Source organism: Arthrobacter sp. BK1, from assembly GCF_056680055.1.
In genome coordinates, this window is record NZ_CM155263.1 from 1,640,572 (window position 1) to 1,654,818 (window position 14,247).

Genomic DNA, 14,247 nt, shown 5'->3' on the forward strand with positions numbered 1-14,247 from the left:
CCCCCGTTGGCTCCGCGCACCTTTGAGGGGGCCTAGGATGAACATCACGGCCCCGGACCACGGACGAAGGACCAGATATGCAGCAGCGGCTTGCCATCCTTGACGACTACCAGGACGTTGCGCACGGCTTCGCCGACTGGGCCTCCCTGGAACAGGCCGGCGTCACAACGTCTGTCTTCCGCGAACCCTTCACGTCCCCGGATGCGCTGGTGGCGGCGCTGGTCGACTGCCGGATCGTGGTGGCGATGCGGGAGCGGACGCCCTTTCCCCGGGCAGTGCTGGAGAAACTTCCCGCCTTGAAACTGCTTGTCACCACCGGCATGGCGAACGCCGCCATCGACGTGGAGGCGGCCGGCGAACTTGGCATCACGGTGTGCGGGACACCCGGCTCGCCCACCGCTGCTCCGGAACTGACCTGGGCCCTGCTCCTGGCGCTTGCCCGGAATCTTCCGGCCGAGGAGAACTCCCTGCGGGCCGGAACCTGGCAGACCTCCGTGGGCATCGAGCTCGCGGGCAAGACCCTGGGAATTGTGGGCCTGGGCAAGATCGGGCGGCGGATCGCGGCCTACGGGCAGGCCTTTGGCATGGAGGTGCTGGCCTGGAGCCAGAACCTGACGGAGGAAGCGGCGGCGGAGGCCGGTGCCCGGAGAGTCAGTAAGGAAGATCTTTTCCGGAATTCCGACGTCGCCACCTTGCACCTGCGGCTCTCTCCCCGTTCAGAGGGGATCGTGGGCGAGCAGGAATTGCGCCTCCTGGGCCCGGAGGGCCTGCTGGTGAACACGGCGCGGGGACCGTTGGTTGACCAGGACGCCCTGGTCCGGGCCTTGAGCGAGGGCTGGATCCGGGGAGCTGCGCTGGACGTGTTCGACGAGGAGCCAATCCCGTCCGGCCATCCGCTGCTCAGCGCCCCGAACACAGTACTGTCCCCGCATCTGGGTTACGTCACGCGGGAGAGCTACCGGCAGTTTTACGGCGGCGCTTTTGAGGATGTCAGCGCGTGGCTGGCGGGTTCGCCGGTCCGCGTGATCGGTTCCTGACGCGCTTTAGCCGGCCGCCTGGAGGGTTGCCTCAATCGCGGCAGGCGAAAGCACATGTTGGGTGACCATCTGACTCGCGCCGAGAATCGCCGCCTGGTCACCGGCGATGGACAGGGCGATCCGCAGGTGCGAGGTCGCCAGCGGAAGCGAGCGCCGGTACACCACCTCGCGCACGCCTGCCATCAGATGATCGCCCACTTGGCCCAGGCTTCCGCCGAGGACGATGACTGAGGGGTTGAGAAGGTTCACCACGGTGGCCAGGACGTCCCCCAGATCGCGTCCGGCCTGGCGCAGGGCCTGGACGGCCAGCGGATTGCCCTCGTTGACCAGCCGCCGGACATCGCTGCCCTTGCTGGCCGGAACGCCCAGCCGGCTGAGTTCCGCGGCGATCGCGGGCCCGGATGCAAGCGCTTCCAAGCAGCCGGTGTTACCGCAGCGGCACAGCACATCATCACCGCGGGGCACCCTCACGTGGCCAAGATCGCCGGCCGTTCCGTTGGCACCGCGCTGGAGTTCACCGTTGCTGATGATCCCCGCGCCAATGCCGGTGGCCACCTTGACGAAGAGGAAATTACTGTGCTCGGGCCAATGCGCGGCGCGCTCCCCCAGCGCCATGATGTTGACGTCGTTGTCCACCAGCACCGGCACCGGCAGCGAGCGCTGGACGTAACTGACGACGTCGAACCCGTCCCAGCCAGGCATGATGGGCGGCTTGACCGGCCGGCCAGTGGCGTGCTCCACGGGACCGGGCAGCCCAATGCCTATGCCGGCAACCTCGCCGGCTGTCCGGCCGGCTTTGGCGAGGACCGCCAGGCCCTCACTCACCACACGGTCCAGCACAGCCTCCGGACCAGCGGCTACATCCTGGGCAAGTCGCTGCTCGGCCAGCACCCGGCCGCTGAGATCGGTGACGGCAACGATCACGTGGGTGGCCCCGACGTCGACGGCCAGTACGGCCCGCGCCGCCGGGTTGAAGGCAAAGCGCGACGGCGGCCTGCCGCCACTGGAATTAGCCTCTCCCGCGGGACCCACCAGTCCGGACAGGAGCAAGGCATCGATCCTGGATGCCACGGTGGAGCGCGCCAGCCCCGTCGTCAGGGCGAGGTCGGCGCGGGTACGTGCCTTACCGTCCCGCAACAGCTGGAAGAGGTCACCGGCGCGCGCCAGGTTGCCGCCTGAATCTGCCGCAGGCTGAAAAGGGCCGGGGTGCGTGGTCATGAATCATGGATAACACACCGGGCTTCTGCATGTCACACGGGGAAAGAAAATCGACACTCCAGCATCTTTTGCTTGACGTTCGACAAAAGTCGCCTTAGCTTTAGGGGAAATCGTCGTCACTTCAGGAGAGCCCCTTGCCGTACTCACTCCAGCTGTACACCCTGCGCGCTGCCATCCAGGAGGACCTCCCGGGCACCATCCGGCGGGTGGCCGGGATCGGCTTCACGCAGGTGGAGCCGTACAACTTCGTCGCCACTGCCAAGGAACTTGGCGCTGCCCTGAAGGAGAACGGCCTCACCGCGCCGTCCGGCCACGCACCCCTGCTCAGCCAGGACCAGGATGAAATCTTCGCCGCAGCCAGGGATTTGGGCATCAGCACCGTCATTGATCCGTTCATAGCGGCCGAGCGCTGGCAGACCGCTGAGGACATCCAGGCCACCGCAGCCGGACTCAACGCCGCCGCCAAAAAAGGCGCTGAATACGGCATCCGAGTGGGTTACCACAACCATGCCTGGGAATTGGAGTCCACCATCGAGGGGCGCACGGCCTTGGAGTACTTCGCCGATCTCCTGGACCCCGAACTCGTCCTCGAGGTGGACACCTACTGGGTGGCCGTGGGCGGACAGGACCCCGTGGACATCCTGGGCAAGCTCGGGGACCGGGTGAAGCTCATCCACATCAAGGACGGGCCGCTGACCACCGACACCAAGGCCCAGCAGCCCGCCGGGAAGGGCAAGGTTGCCGTTCTGGATGTCATTGCCGCGGCACAATCCCTGGAGACCGGCGTGGTGGAGTTTGATGACTATGACGGGGACATTTTCGAAGGGATCGCCGAGAGCCTCGCCTTCCTGAACGCCGCCGACGCTTCCGCAGCCGAGGGCGGCAAGGCATGAGCCCGGCAGGTACAGGCGCAGCCTCGGGCCGGGGGCCGGTGGGCGTCGCCGTCATCGGGGCCGGAAACATCAGCAAGCAGTATCTGGACAACCTCACTGTCTTCCCCGACCTCAAAGTGCTCGTCATTGCCGACTTGTTCGAAGAGGCGGCCCAGGCGCGTGCCAAGGAATACGGCATCCCGGAGTGGGGCGGCGTTGACGCCGCACTGAACCACCCCGACGTCGAAATCATCGTCAACCTGACTATCCCGGCGGCCCACGTGGAGGTTGCCACTGCCGCCGTCAAGGCTGGCAAGCATGTCTGGACGGAAAAGCCGTTCTCGCTGGACCGTGAGTCCGGCCTGGGTCTGTTGAAGACCGCCGACGACGCCGGGATCCGTCTTGGCTGCGCCCCGGACACCTTCCTCGGTGCAGGGTTGCAGACGGCGCGGCGGATCATCGAGCGCGGCGACATCGGCACTCCGCTGACCGCCATGACCACGTTCCAGACGCCCGGCCCGGAATCCTGGCACCCCAACCCGGCCTTCCTGTTCCAGTCCGGCGCCGGCCCTCTGTTCGACATGGGCCCGTACTACCTCACCGCCCTGGTCCAGACGTTCGGCCCCATCCGCAAGGTGGCCGCCGTCGGATCCAAATCCAAGGAGGTCCGCGTCATCGGTTCCGGCCCCAAGGCCGGCGAGGAATTCACCGTGGACGTGCCTACCCACGTTTCCGCGATGGCTCAGTTCGAAAACGGCGCCTCCTCCCACAGTGTCTTCTCCTTCGAATCGCCGCGTGTCCGCATGGGTTTCGTGGAAATCACCGGCACCGAGGCCACGCTTTCGCTGCCGGATCCCAACCATTTCGACGGCGACCTCCGGCTCTGGCGGGCCGGGGACGAGGACTGGACCACTGTTCCGGCAACGGGTCCGGCGAACGGCCGCGGCATGGGCGTCCTGGACATGGCGCGTTCACTGCGCGCCGGCGTCCCCCACCGCGCCACTGGAGACCTCGCCTACCACGTCCTGGATTCCATGGTCTCGATCACCGAGTCAATGGACTCCGGCACGTTCGTGGATGTCAACAGCTCCGCTCCCGCATCCCCGGCTGTCCCCGAGGACTGGGCGCCGGAAACAGCCACCCTTTAGGAATTCACCATGACTCCACCGGATTCACTCCCCACCACCCCGCAGCCGGACGCAAAACCACTGGGTGTGGCGATGATCGGCTACGCGTTTATGGGCAAGGCCCATTCGAACGCCTGGCGCAACGTTGCCGGCTACTTTAACGTGCCGGCGTTCGAGCAGAAAGTCCTGGTGGGCCGGGATGCCGCCGGGGTGGCCGAAGCCGCCGGGAAGTACGGCTGGGCTGAGACCGCCACGGACTGGCGCACTGTCCTGGAACGGGACGACATCCAGATCGTCGATATCTGCGCGCCGGGCTGGCTGCACGCCGAGATCGCCATCGCCGCGCTCGAAGCCGGCAAGCACGTGCTCCTGGAGAAGCCGCTCGCCAACACCCTGGCCGAGGCTGAAGCCATGGCCGCCGCGGCCCAGAACGCCAGGGCCCGGGGCGTCCAGTCCATGGTCGGGTTCACCTACCGCCGGGTCCCCGCCCTTGCCCTGGCGAAGGAACTGATCGCCGAAGGCAGGCTGGGGACCGTCCGGCATGTCCGCGCCGCCTACCTCCAGGACTGGCTCGCGGACGCAACAACGCCCATGACCTGGCGGCTCAGGAAGGAATCGGCGGGGTCCGGGGCGCTCGGGGACATCGCATCGCACGCCATCGACCAGGTCCTGTTCCTGCTCGGGGACACGGCCACCGAAGTCTCCGGCCGGACCCACACGTTCACCACCCGCCGCCCCAACGCGAGCGGTCCCGCTGCCGGGCTGGAGGATGTTACGGTCGACGACGCCGCCTGGGCAACGCTGTCCCTCGCGTCCGGGGCGATCGCCTCGGTGGAAGTATCCCGGGTAGCCACCGGCCGGAAGAACTCGCTGCAATTGGAGATCTACGGCGACAAGGGCTCCCTGATGTTCGACCTCGAAAACCTCAACGAACTCCGCTTCCTCGACGCCACCGCACCGGCCCGGGAACAGGGCTTCCGCCGGATCCTGGTCACCGAACCCGAACACCCCTACCTGGACGCCTGGTGGCCGCAGGGCCACATCATCGGCTGGGAACACAGCTTCACCCACCAGGCCCGCGACTTCCTGCTGGCCATCGAAAACGGCACCCCGCCCTCCCCGTCGTTCGAGGACGGACTCGCCGTCCAGCGCATCCTGGCCGCCGTCGAGGAATCCGCTGCCACGAAAAGCACCATCATCGAACTGGCCCGCGCCGCCCAGGCCGCCGCCAACGCACCCGCGACCAACGCACCCGCAGCCAACGCACCCGCAGAAGGAGCCTGACATGCCCCGCCCCTATACCCTCTTCACCGGCCAGTGGGCCGACCTCCCCTTCGAGGAAGTCGCCCGCCTGGCATCCGGCTGGGGCTACGACGGCCTGGAAATCGCCGTCTCCGGGGACCACCTGGACGCCTGGCGCTGGGACGAACCCGGCTACGTCGAAGCCAAACTCGCCGTCCTGGACAAATACAACCTCAAAGTCTGGGCCATCTCCAACCACCTCAAGGGCCAGGCCGTCTGCGATGACCCCATCGACTTCCGCCACGAAGCCATCGTCGGGGCAAAAGTCTGGGGCGACGGCGGCCCCGAAGGCGTCCGCACCCGCGCCGCCGAGGAAATGAAACACACCGCCCGGCTCGCCAAAGCACTCGGCGTGGACACCGTCGTCGGATTCACCGGCTCCTCCATCTGGCAATACGTGGCCATGTTCCCGCCCGTCCCGGCCGCCGTGATCGAGGCCGGCTACCAGGACTTCGCCGACCGCTGGAACCCCATCCTGGACGTCTTCGACGAATGCGGCGTCCGCTTCGCCCACGAAGTCCACCCCTCCGAGATCGCGTACGACTACTGGACCACCGTCCGCACCCTCGAAGCCATCGGGCACCGTCCGGCGTTCGGCCTGAACTGGGACCCCTCGCACATGATGTGGCAGGGCATCGACCCCGTCTCCTTCATCTGGGACTTCAAGGACCGGATCTACCACGTGGACTGCAAGGACACCAAGCTTCGCCAGACCGGCCGGAACACCGTCCTCGGCTCCCACCTGGCCTGGGGCGACCCCCGCCGCGGCTGGGACTTCGTCTCCGCCGGCCGCGGCGACGTCCCCTGGGAAGCATCCTTCCGCGCCCTCGCCGCCATCGGCTACAACGGCCCCATCTCCGTCGAATGGGAGGACGCCGGCATGGACCGCCTCCACGGCGCCCCCGAAGCCCTCGCCGCCCTCAAGAAGTTCGACTTCCCGGCCTCGAACACCTCCTTCGACGCCGCCTTCAAGCAGTAACGCCAGGCGCGGGATTTAGAATGCGTGCATGACCCACACCATCCGGAAGGCAACAGCGGACGACGCCGGCCCGCTTGCCGCCCTCGCGGCCGTCACCTTTCCGCTCGCCTGCCCGCCGTCGGCGTCACCGGAAGATATTGCCGCCCACCTGGCCAATACGCTCAGCGAGAGGCACTTCCGGGACTATCTCGCGGACCCGGCGGTCACCATCCTGGTCATCGACGCCGACGGCGGCCTGCGCGGCTACAGCCTGCTGGCGAACCGGCCCACCCAGGACCCCGATGTGACCGCGGCGCTGAAGCTGCTGCCGTCCGTCGAGCTCAGCAAGTGCTACGTCCACCCCGAACACCACGGGTTGGGCGCCGCGGCGGAACTGATGCACGCCAGCCTGCAGGCCGCCGCGGAAACCGGGGCGGCCGGCGTCTGGCTGGGCGTGAACAGCCAGAACGCCCGCGCCATCCGCTTCTACGAAAAGTCAGGCTTCCGCAAGGTGGGAAGCAAGTCATTCCGGCTGGGCACCACCGTGGAACACGATTTTGTCCTGGAACGCGCTGTTCCCTGATACGGCGGCCCTCCCCTCGTCGCCGGGCCGCCCGCCCAGGTGTTCGTCCAGCGGTGGCCGGGGCTCCTTCAAAAGCTTCAGTCCCGCGGGCAGACCCTCGATGCTTCCCTCGGTGCGGTTCGCGCTGATGGTGATCCGGGCGTGCCCCAGGCGGACGTTCTCGGCCCTGAAGTCACCCTTATCCTCAGCAAGGATGGGCGCCAGATGGACAACCCCGCGGGTGAAGTCAGGATCGAAGCGCAGCAGGATCCGGGCAAGCTGGATGGGTGCCGCAGCTGCCCAGGCCTGCGGGGAACAGGCCGTCGGATACGGAACCGGGCCATAGAACTCGGACCGGTCGAACCCGCAGAACAGTTCCGGCAGCTGACCATCGAAATGGGCTGCCGCATCAAAAATTCCCCGGGCCAGCCGCTTGGCCTCGGCCACAAAACCGTAGCGCATCAGGCCGGTCGCCACGAGTGCCGAGTCGTGCGGCCAGACCGATCCGTTGTGATAGCTCACCGGGTTGTACGCGCCCATGTCCGAAGCCAGCGTGCGGATCCCCCAACCGGTGAACATCTCCGGCGACATCAGGTGTTCCACCACCGACGCGGCCTTATCCTCGTCGACTATGCCCACCCAGAGGCAATGGCCCATGTTCGACGTACATGCATCAACGGGGTTCTTGTCCTTATCCAGTGCCACGGCGAAATAGCCCTTGTCCGGCAGCCAGAACTTCTCGTTAAAGGTCTTTTTCAGCGTGGCAGCGCGCTCAGCCCAGTAGGACTCCTTTTCGGTGTCGCCGGCCGAGCGTGCCAGCAGGGAGCGGGCGACATAGGCGGAATAGACGTACCCCTGGACCTCGCACAACGCGATTGGAGGCTCTGCCATCCGCCCGTCCGCGAAGTTGATCCCGTCCCACGAATCCTTCCACCCCTGGTTCAGCAGCCCATGCGGATTCGGACGCATGTACTCCACAAATCCGTCGCCATCACGGTCCCCGTACTTCTCCATCCATTCAAGGGCCCGGTCGGCATGCGGCAACAGGGATTCGATGATGTCATCGGACAGACCCCAACGGCTGAGCTCGCCCAGGACGCTGACAAACAGCGGCGTGGCATCTGCAGTGCCGTAATACGCGGTACCGCCCAGAGCCATCCCGGCCGTCACGCCCAGCCTGACTTCATGCGGAATGCGGCCGGGCTCTTCTTCGGAATCATCGTCCACCTTGGTGCCCTGGATGGAAGCCAGCGTCTGGAGGGTGCCGACCGCCAGCGTCGAATCGACCAGCAGGGACATGTACGAGGAAAGCAGTGAGTCGCGCCCGAAGAGCGCCATGAACCAGGGTGCACCGGCGGCAACGGCCGCACGGTCGGGGTGTTCGGCGTCGAAAATCCGCAGCGATCCCAGATCCGCCTGGCTCCTCAGCAGGGTTTCTTCAATGTTTCTGTCTTCCACGGAGATCCGCGGGACATTTTCCTCCCACGCCAGGTGCCGCTGCACGCCCTCACGGTGCCGGGGCAGCCCGGCCTCCGTGAAGGGCTCCTTGGGAGCCACGCCGTTGATCAGGGGGACCACAATGACTGATGTGGACCACTTGCCCCTTGCCGGGATGGTTGCGCGGAAACGCAAAGCGTCCTCAGTGACCTCTGCACCCGCGGCACGTACCGCTGACCCGCGGCGCTGGCCGTCACGGACCGCTTCGACCAGAAGCTCGCCGTCGCGGACACTCCTCGTCAGGGTGGCCTCGGTGCTCAGGCGGCCACCCTTGACATCGAAAAGGTCAGCCTGGTCGGCATCCACCAGGAGTTCGATCTCGCAGTCGACGCTCTCCGCGGAATAGTTCTCCAGGGTGATGTCATCCTGCAGGCCCGGTCCGATGTGGCGGTCCTGGCGGACAACCAGCGGGCTGTCGAACCGGCCGTCGGGCCACTTTGCCCGGCCCACGAAGGTGGCCTCGTAGGCGTCGGGACGATGCGCCACGAGAGGTTCGCGCAGTGCGCCGTTGATGCGCAAAACCCAGCGGGACACAATCCGGGTGTCCTGGTAAAAGGCACCGTTGGTACCGCCCTCAGAACTGATGTCGCCGCTGTGGGCAGAAATGCAGAACGACGACCCTTCCACGAGGGTTACTGCGTCGGCTCCGCCGATATCGGCTTCCGTGTCGGCGTTCCAGGCGGTCATTTAGGTGCTCTCCTTACCTCATGGCCGCCGGGTGGTGATCGGGCTCGGTTCCGGCGTCCGGATGACGGTTCCCCGTACTCGATTCTGGTGCAAGTGCGAACCATCCGGAACCCCTGGGAGCTGACTCTTTTCCAGCAGTTTCGCGTACAGGTCCAGGTGGTTTGCAACCATCCTCTCAGTGCTGAACAGTTTCAGGGCCCGGTCCCTGCAGTGCGCCCGGTCCAGCGATGCGGCCAGCGGAAGGAAGCGGTGCAGCTCCTCTGTTGAGCCCAGATAGCCTGTCTTTCCGTGGTCCACGATTTCGGGCGCGGACCCGATCAGCGTGCCCACCACGGGAGTACCCGTGGAGAGGGATTCAATCATCACCAGGCCGAACGGCTCGGACCATTGGATGGGATTCAGGAAAGCCATCGCGTCACCCATCAGGCGGTACTTGTCCGTGTCCGCCAGTTCGCCGAGGAACTCCTCGTTGGTGCCCAGGATCGGCTCGATGGTGGAGCGGAAGTACTCAATCTCGTCCGGCTCGCGCATCTTGGCGGCAAGTCGCAGCGGAATGCCCGCCGCACGGGCAATGTGGATTGCCTCGAGCACACCTTTGTCCGGGCACATCCTGCCGACAAAGCAGGCATAGCCGCCCTTCCCCGGACCGACGGGAACGGCAGCGACGTCCATTCCGTGGTGGATCACCCGGGTGACAGGGACGTCAGGCACGTGGGAGGTCTGGTCACGCGAAATGCCGATGATGGCGGTGTCGCGCGCCATGGCGCGGTACAGATCGGCCGACGCCGGGATGAGGGGTCCGTGGATGGTGGTGACCACCGGCGGGGCTCCCCGCCGGACGGTACACAGTGGTCCGGCCAAGGTGTGGTCGTGGATGATGTCGACGTCGCCCAGGCCTTCATACGCCCGGATGACATGGCTGAGTTCCGAGAGGGTGAACCCGAGTTCCGCCGGCTCTGACGGCCTCATGCCGGGAACCCGCGGTACCGGGCAGGTGCTGTCCGACGATGCCGCCAACAGCACCTCATGACCCGCCGCGACAAAACCACGGGCAAGGGAGTCAACAACCCTCTCTATGCCGCCGTATCCGATGGGGGGGATCGGAATCCATGGTGCAGCTACAAGTCCTATCCGCATGCGTGCCTCCGGGGTGACAGTCCAAGGTCCCCCGACCTGGCAACTGAACGTTCCTAGGCGTCTGCTTAACCTGTTACTCCGACTATCTCCCCACGGGAGGCACCCTGACAAGTCCCTCAAGCCCCCCGGTGTGACGAATCAAACAACGGCCTCGGGAATGGCCACCGAAGGGGCGCAGTTGTGGCTGACATGAAGATTGAGATCTGGTCAGACGTCGCGTGCCCCTGGTGCTACATCGGCAAGCGCCGTTTCGAAGCCGCCCTGTCCGGGTTTCCGCACCGCGATTCCGTGGAGGTCACGTGGCGCAGCTACCAGCTGGACCCGACCCTTCCGGAGCACTATGACGGCACGGAGCTCGACTATTTGAGCACCCTTAAAGGCATGGCCCCGCAACAGGTCTCGCAGATGTTCAGCCATGTCACGGAGCAGGCAAAGGGCGAGGGCCTGGACTACCGCTTCGACAAGGTTGTGGTGGCCAACAGCTTCACGGCCCACCGGCTGATCCACCTCGCTGCGGCCCATGGCAAGCAGGACGCGGCCAAGGAGCGCCTGCTCAGCGACCACTTCGAGCATGGCCAGGACATCGGCAGCACTGAATACCTCACCACCTTGGGCCGTGAGCTGGGAATCGACGCCGATGAAGTGGCTGCGCTTTTCACCACTGGCAAGTACGCCGCCGACGTCCGCGCCGACTTCGCGGAGGCCCGGGCCCTGGGCATCAGCGGCGTCCCGTTCTTTGTGATCGACCGCAAGTTCGGGCTCTCCGGCGCCCAGCCCGCCGAGACGTTCACCGCAGCCCTGAACCAGGCTTGGCAGGACGCCAATCCACTGGTACTGGTCAACTCTGCGGACGGCGAAGCGTGCGGCCCGGACGGCTGCGCTGTCTGATACCAGATTTTACTGACACATCGCGGTAAAGTGTCTGCATGCCCAGGATTTCGGCGGCGACCAATGCCGCGCAACGCGCCGAGACGCAACGCCGGGTCCTGACAGCCTTCGGCGAACTCCTCTTCTCCCACGGCCTCCCGGGGCTGACCATGACGGACGTTGCCCGGCATGCCGGAGTGGGGCGCACCGCGGTGTACAACTACTACGCCGATATCGAAGAGCTCCTGATCGCCTATGCGCTGGATGAGACTGAGCGGTTCCTCGCCGAACTCCGGGAATCCCTGGCCCGGCTCGAAAATCCCGTGGAGCGGCTGGCGCTGTACGTCCGCACCCAGGTGGAGGACCTGAGCCGCCGCCATCTGCCGCCGGGACCTGCGATGGCGGCGGTACTGTCGCCGTCGTCCTTTGCCAAACTGGCCGACCACGTGGGCGAGCTGAGCATCATGCTGCAGGGCATCCTGCGTGACGCCATGGCCCAGGGTTACCTGCCGGAGGCCGATATCAGCCAGCAGGCGCAGCTCATCCACGGCACGCTGTCCTCCAGTGCAGCGCGCGGCAGCAACGAGCCCGCTGAACTGGAGGCACGGATCACCCGGACTGTGCGCTTCATCCTGTTGGGTGCCGGCGCGAGGTTCGACGACGACGGCACTCCCCAGCGCGTCGGCCTCCCGCTTTCCTGATCCCCAGGAAAAAGGCTTCTACGGTGTGGGGCCCGCCGTCGGAATGACCGGCCACTTGGCGTCGTCCGCGATGCGCCGGCTTTCCCGGGGGCAACTCAACAGCCCGGGCGTCTGGTCCACCTGGTCCGCCGCGGCAAGCGCCTGGTAATCCCCTGCAAGAATCAGGTCCACGCTGGCGTCAGTGCGTCCGTCCTGGAAGTAATCCGAGCCGGGCACGTTCCGCTGGACGCTGAACGCAGCGGACTGCCCGGCTGCCCCGGACACCACCGCGGCAACTCCCCGGTAGCCGGCATCAGTGTTGGCCACGGCCCCCACCACGAACTTCCGGCCGAGCAAGTCATCGGCCACCGTCCTGGCCAGGCCCGGCCGGCTGGTGGAGTTGTAGACGTTGAGGTTGATCTGCTCGTTGGGGGTGTAATCGAAGGTTGCACCCGGGCAGATCGACGCAGGTTCATCGCTGGCCTCGGTGGCCGGAATCCGGAGCTGGCCGCTCACAATGGCCACTGCCGTGATGATCGCGCCCACGATCAGGCCCAGCAGGAGTACCAGCACGACACCGTGCACCACCCGGCGGCGCAGCCGGGCGGGGTCGTCAGGATCCCCCGCAGCCTCAAAGGTTGCCCGCAACTCGGGCCCGGTCACTACGTGGTGGCCGTGCAGGACGCTGACGTCCTTGAGTTTCCTAGCCATCGATCACCAGCACACGGGCGTGGATGGCAGTCCGCTGGTGCAGCGCGGTGCGCACAGCCCGGTGCAGCCCGTCCTCAAGGTAGAGGGTGCCCTGGTACTGCACCACGTGGGGAAAGAGATCCCCGAAGAAGGTGGAGTCTTCGGCCAGGAGCGCTTCCAGGTCCAAGGTCCGCTTGGTGGTCACCAATTCGTCAAGGCGGACGGGGCGCGGCGGTAGCGATGCCCATTGTTTGGGCGTGTTGTAGCCATGGTCGGGGTACGGGCGTCCTTCGCCCACAGCTTTGAAGATCACCATGCCACACTAGGCATGTTGGCTTCCCAAGAGAAGTGTCAGGCCCGCGGAGCCCTCAGGTTGTAGCCAAACAGTGACCATCCGTCACATCCCGGGGACTTGGGCCGCCGGCGCCGGCACGACTGCGGCCGGCTGACAGAATAGAGCCATGACTGCACCCGAGTTCCCTGCCGGTTCCACGCCGGGCGTCCGCCTGCCGTCCGCCCCGCCCCTCGCCCTCCTGCTCGACGTCGACGGCCCGGTGGCCAGCCCGGTGACCCGTGACGTGAAACCGGAGATCATCGCAGACCTGGTGGCCCTTGCTGCGGCCGGGATTCCGGTGGTTTTTAACACCGGACGCTCCGATGCCTTCATCAGGGAACAGGTGATGGAACCGATGATTGCCGCCGGCATTCCCGCGGGAACCATCATCCACGCCATCTGCGAAAAGGGTGCAGTCTGGTTCAGCTACACCGCTGCCGGGCCCGGCCCCATCCATGTGGACCACGAGCTGGCTGTACCCCAGGCCTACGGCGACGACGTCCGCAGGCTGGTCGCCGAGGACTTTTCGGCGCACATGTTCTTCGATGAAACCAAGCGGGCCATGGTATCCGTGGAGCAGCACATCGAGGTAGCGTCCGCTGAATACCTCGCCGAACAGAAGCTCTTCGACGCCGAGGCCATGGAGCTGATGGCCAGGCACGGTCTCGGTGTGGTCCGGCTGGACCACCATGAGCCGAATTCCGACGACGAGGTGGACTACCGGGTGGACCCCACCATCATTTCCACGGACATTGAGTCAGTGCGGCTGGGCAAGGACCTGGGCGCCAGCCGTGCCGTTGAACTCCTGGCTGCGCAGGGGATCACCCCGCAGGCGTGGCGGACCGTGGGTGATTCCCGTACCGACTACGCCATGGCGGACTGGCTGCACCACAACGACCACCCGGTAAAGCACGTCGACGTCCGCCCGGCGGACGGGGTCCCGGTGAAGCCCTACGAGGTGCTGACGGCCACGGATCTGGGGCTCGGCGAAGACGTGATTCACGACGACGCCGGCGGCGCCTTCCTGCGCAGCTGGCGGGAAGCGGCGGCAGGCTGAGTCCGTCCCCGGCAGCTTTCCCGCGCTTGGGGCCTGCTTGGGGCCTGCTTGGGGCCCCCTTGGGGCCCGCTTGGGGCCCGCCGCTTGGCGGTGCCGCTATTATTCAAGAGAGAACCATTACCATTTAGCCGCGACGGAGACAACCATTACAGAAGCACCGGTCCAGGACGAGATTTATTACGGTGGCCAGGCGTCCGTAGAAGTACGGAGCCATACGGAGGT

Annotated in this window: 13 protein-coding genes and 1 pseudogene; 9 read left to right on the forward strand and 5 right to left on the reverse strand. The window is 66.1% G+C overall.

Annotation, left to right across the window (positions count from 1 at the left end; translation table 11 throughout):
* Positions 1-77: 77 nt before the first annotated feature.
* A complete protein-coding gene (locus tag AC1MCA_RS07225) occupies positions 78-1,037 on the forward strand; it encodes a D-2-hydroxyacid dehydrogenase family protein (RefSeq protein ID WP_479802279.1) in 960 nt (319 codons plus the stop codon).
* Positions 1,038-1,043: 6 nt separating this feature from the next.
* Here AC1MCA_RS07225 and AC1MCA_RS07230 read toward each other — a convergent pair whose 3' ends face one another.
* Positions 1,044-2,255 carry an ROK family protein gene (locus tag AC1MCA_RS07230; RefSeq protein ID WP_479802281.1) on the reverse strand — a complete coding sequence of 404 codons (1,212 nt, stop codon included), beginning with the start codon at positions 2,253-2,255 and terminating at the stop codon, positions 1,044-1,046.
* 134 nt (positions 2,256-2,389) lie between these two features.
* Between AC1MCA_RS07230 and AC1MCA_RS07235 the strand changes: the two genes are divergently transcribed.
* The 5 genes from AC1MCA_RS07235 to AC1MCA_RS07255 are packed head-to-tail and all read left to right on the forward strand — an operon-like array spanning position 2,390 to position 7,097.
* Entirely contained in the window at positions 2,390-3,148 is a 759-nt protein-coding gene (locus tag AC1MCA_RS07235) for a sugar phosphate isomerase/epimerase family protein (RefSeq protein ID WP_479802283.1), read from the forward strand.
* Positions 3,145-4,275: a Gfo/Idh/MocA family protein gene (locus tag AC1MCA_RS07240; RefSeq protein WP_479802285.1), complete on the forward strand. Its 1,131-nt coding sequence runs from the start codon at positions 3,145-3,147 to the stop codon at positions 4,273-4,275. The genes AC1MCA_RS07235 and AC1MCA_RS07240 overlap by 4 nt, the downstream gene beginning before the upstream one ends.
* Positions 4,276-4,284: 9 nt before the next feature.
* Positions 4,285-5,538, forward strand: a complete 1,254-nt coding sequence (locus AC1MCA_RS07245) for a Gfo/Idh/MocA family protein (protein WP_479802287.1) — start codon at positions 4,285-4,287, stop codon at positions 5,536-5,538.
* Position 5,539: 1 nt separating this feature from the next.
* Positions 5,540-6,535: a sugar phosphate isomerase/epimerase family protein gene (locus tag AC1MCA_RS07250; protein ID WP_479802289.1), complete on the forward strand. Its 996-nt coding sequence runs from the start codon at positions 5,540-5,542 to the stop codon at positions 6,533-6,535.
* A 28-nt stretch (positions 6,536-6,563) separates the two neighbouring features.
* Positions 6,564-7,097, forward strand: a complete 534-nt coding sequence (locus tag AC1MCA_RS07255) for an N-acetyltransferase family protein (protein ID WP_479802291.1) — start codon at positions 6,564-6,566, stop codon at positions 7,095-7,097.
* On the opposite strand, the gene AC1MCA_RS07260 is transcribed toward AC1MCA_RS07255, so the two are convergent.
* Positions 7,038-9,260, reverse strand: coding sequence for an amylo-alpha-1,6-glucosidase (locus AC1MCA_RS07260; protein WP_479802293.1), 2,223 nt, complete (start codon positions 9,258-9,260; stop codon positions 7,038-7,040). The genes AC1MCA_RS07255 and AC1MCA_RS07260 overlap by 60 nt on opposite strands.
* Positions 9,261-9,278: 18 nt before the next feature.
* Positions 9,279-10,397, reverse strand: coding sequence for a glycosyltransferase family 4 protein (locus tag AC1MCA_RS07265; RefSeq protein ID WP_479802295.1), 1,119 nt, complete (start codon positions 10,395-10,397; stop codon positions 9,279-9,281).
* Positions 10,398-10,565: 168 nt separating this feature from the next.
* On the opposite strand from AC1MCA_RS07265, the pseudogene AC1MCA_RS07270 reads away from it, so the two are divergent.
* Together AC1MCA_RS07270 and AC1MCA_RS07275 are read left to right on the forward strand one after the other, a co-directional pair.
* Positions 10,566-11,285, forward strand: a pseudogene (locus AC1MCA_RS07270) (DsbA family oxidoreductase); the annotation flags it as partial.
* Positions 11,286-11,323: 38 nt separating this feature from the next.
* Entirely contained in the window at positions 11,324-11,965 is a 642-nt protein-coding gene (locus AC1MCA_RS07275; protein ID WP_479802297.1) for a TetR/AcrR family transcriptional regulator, read from the forward strand.
* Between the two features lie 18 nt (positions 11,966-11,983).
* On the opposite strand, the gene AC1MCA_RS07280 is transcribed toward AC1MCA_RS07275, so the two are convergent.
* On the reverse strand, positions 11,984-12,655 hold the full coding sequence (locus AC1MCA_RS07280) for a LytR C-terminal domain-containing protein (protein WP_479802299.1): 672 nt from the start codon (positions 12,653-12,655) through the stop codon (positions 11,984-11,986).
* Positions 12,648-12,947, reverse strand: coding sequence for a type II toxin-antitoxin system VapB family antitoxin (locus AC1MCA_RS07285; protein WP_181365168.1), 300 nt, complete (start codon positions 12,945-12,947; stop codon positions 12,648-12,650). The genes AC1MCA_RS07280 and AC1MCA_RS07285 overlap by 8 nt, the downstream gene beginning before the upstream one ends.
* 148 nt (positions 12,948-13,095) lie before the next feature.
* Here AC1MCA_RS07285 and AC1MCA_RS07290 point away from each other — a divergent pair, with 148 nt between their 5' ends.
* The gene (locus AC1MCA_RS07290; RefSeq protein ID WP_479802301.1) at positions 13,096-14,025 is read left to right on the forward strand and encodes a hypothetical protein; all 930 of its coding nucleotides are present in this window, start codon (positions 13,096-13,098) and stop codon (positions 14,023-14,025) included.
* Positions 14,026-14,247 lie beyond the last annotated feature (222 nt).

Coding starts and splice junctions, on each gene's coding strand:
- AC1MCA_RS07255 (WP_479802291.1), top strand. CDS start 6,564: ATGACCCACACCATCCGGAAGGCAACAGCGGACGACGCCGGCCCGCTT.
- AC1MCA_RS07265 (WP_479802295.1), bottom strand. CDS start 10,397: ATGCGGATAGGACTTGTAGCTGCACCATGGATTCCGATCCCCCCCATC.
- AC1MCA_RS07245 (WP_479802287.1), top strand. CDS start 4,285: ATGACTCCACCGGATTCACTCCCCACCACCCCGCAGCCGGACGCAAAA.
- AC1MCA_RS07280 (WP_479802299.1), bottom strand. CDS start 12,655: ATGGCTAGGAAACTCAAGGACGTCAGCGTCCTGCACGGCCACCACGTA.
- AC1MCA_RS07250 (WP_479802289.1), top strand. CDS start 5,540: ATGCCCCGCCCCTATACCCTCTTCACCGGCCAGTGGGCCGACCTCCCC.
- AC1MCA_RS07275 (WP_479802297.1), top strand. CDS start 11,324: ATGCCCAGGATTTCGGCGGCGACCAATGCCGCGCAACGCGCCGAGACG.
- AC1MCA_RS07240 (WP_479802285.1), top strand. CDS start 3,145: ATGAGCCCGGCAGGTACAGGCGCAGCCTCGGGCCGGGGGCCGGTGGGC.
- AC1MCA_RS07290 (WP_479802301.1), top strand. CDS start 13,096: ATGACTGCACCCGAGTTCCCTGCCGGTTCCACGCCGGGCGTCCGCCTG.
- AC1MCA_RS07225 (WP_479802279.1), top strand. CDS start 78: ATGCAGCAGCGGCTTGCCATCCTTGACGACTACCAGGACGTTGCGCAC.
- AC1MCA_RS07230 (WP_479802281.1), bottom strand. CDS start 2,255: ATGACCACGCACCCCGGCCCTTTTCAGCCTGCGGCAGATTCAGGCGGC.
- AC1MCA_RS07260 (WP_479802293.1), bottom strand. CDS start 9,260: ATGACCGCCTGGAACGCCGACACGGAAGCCGATATCGGCGGAGCCGAC.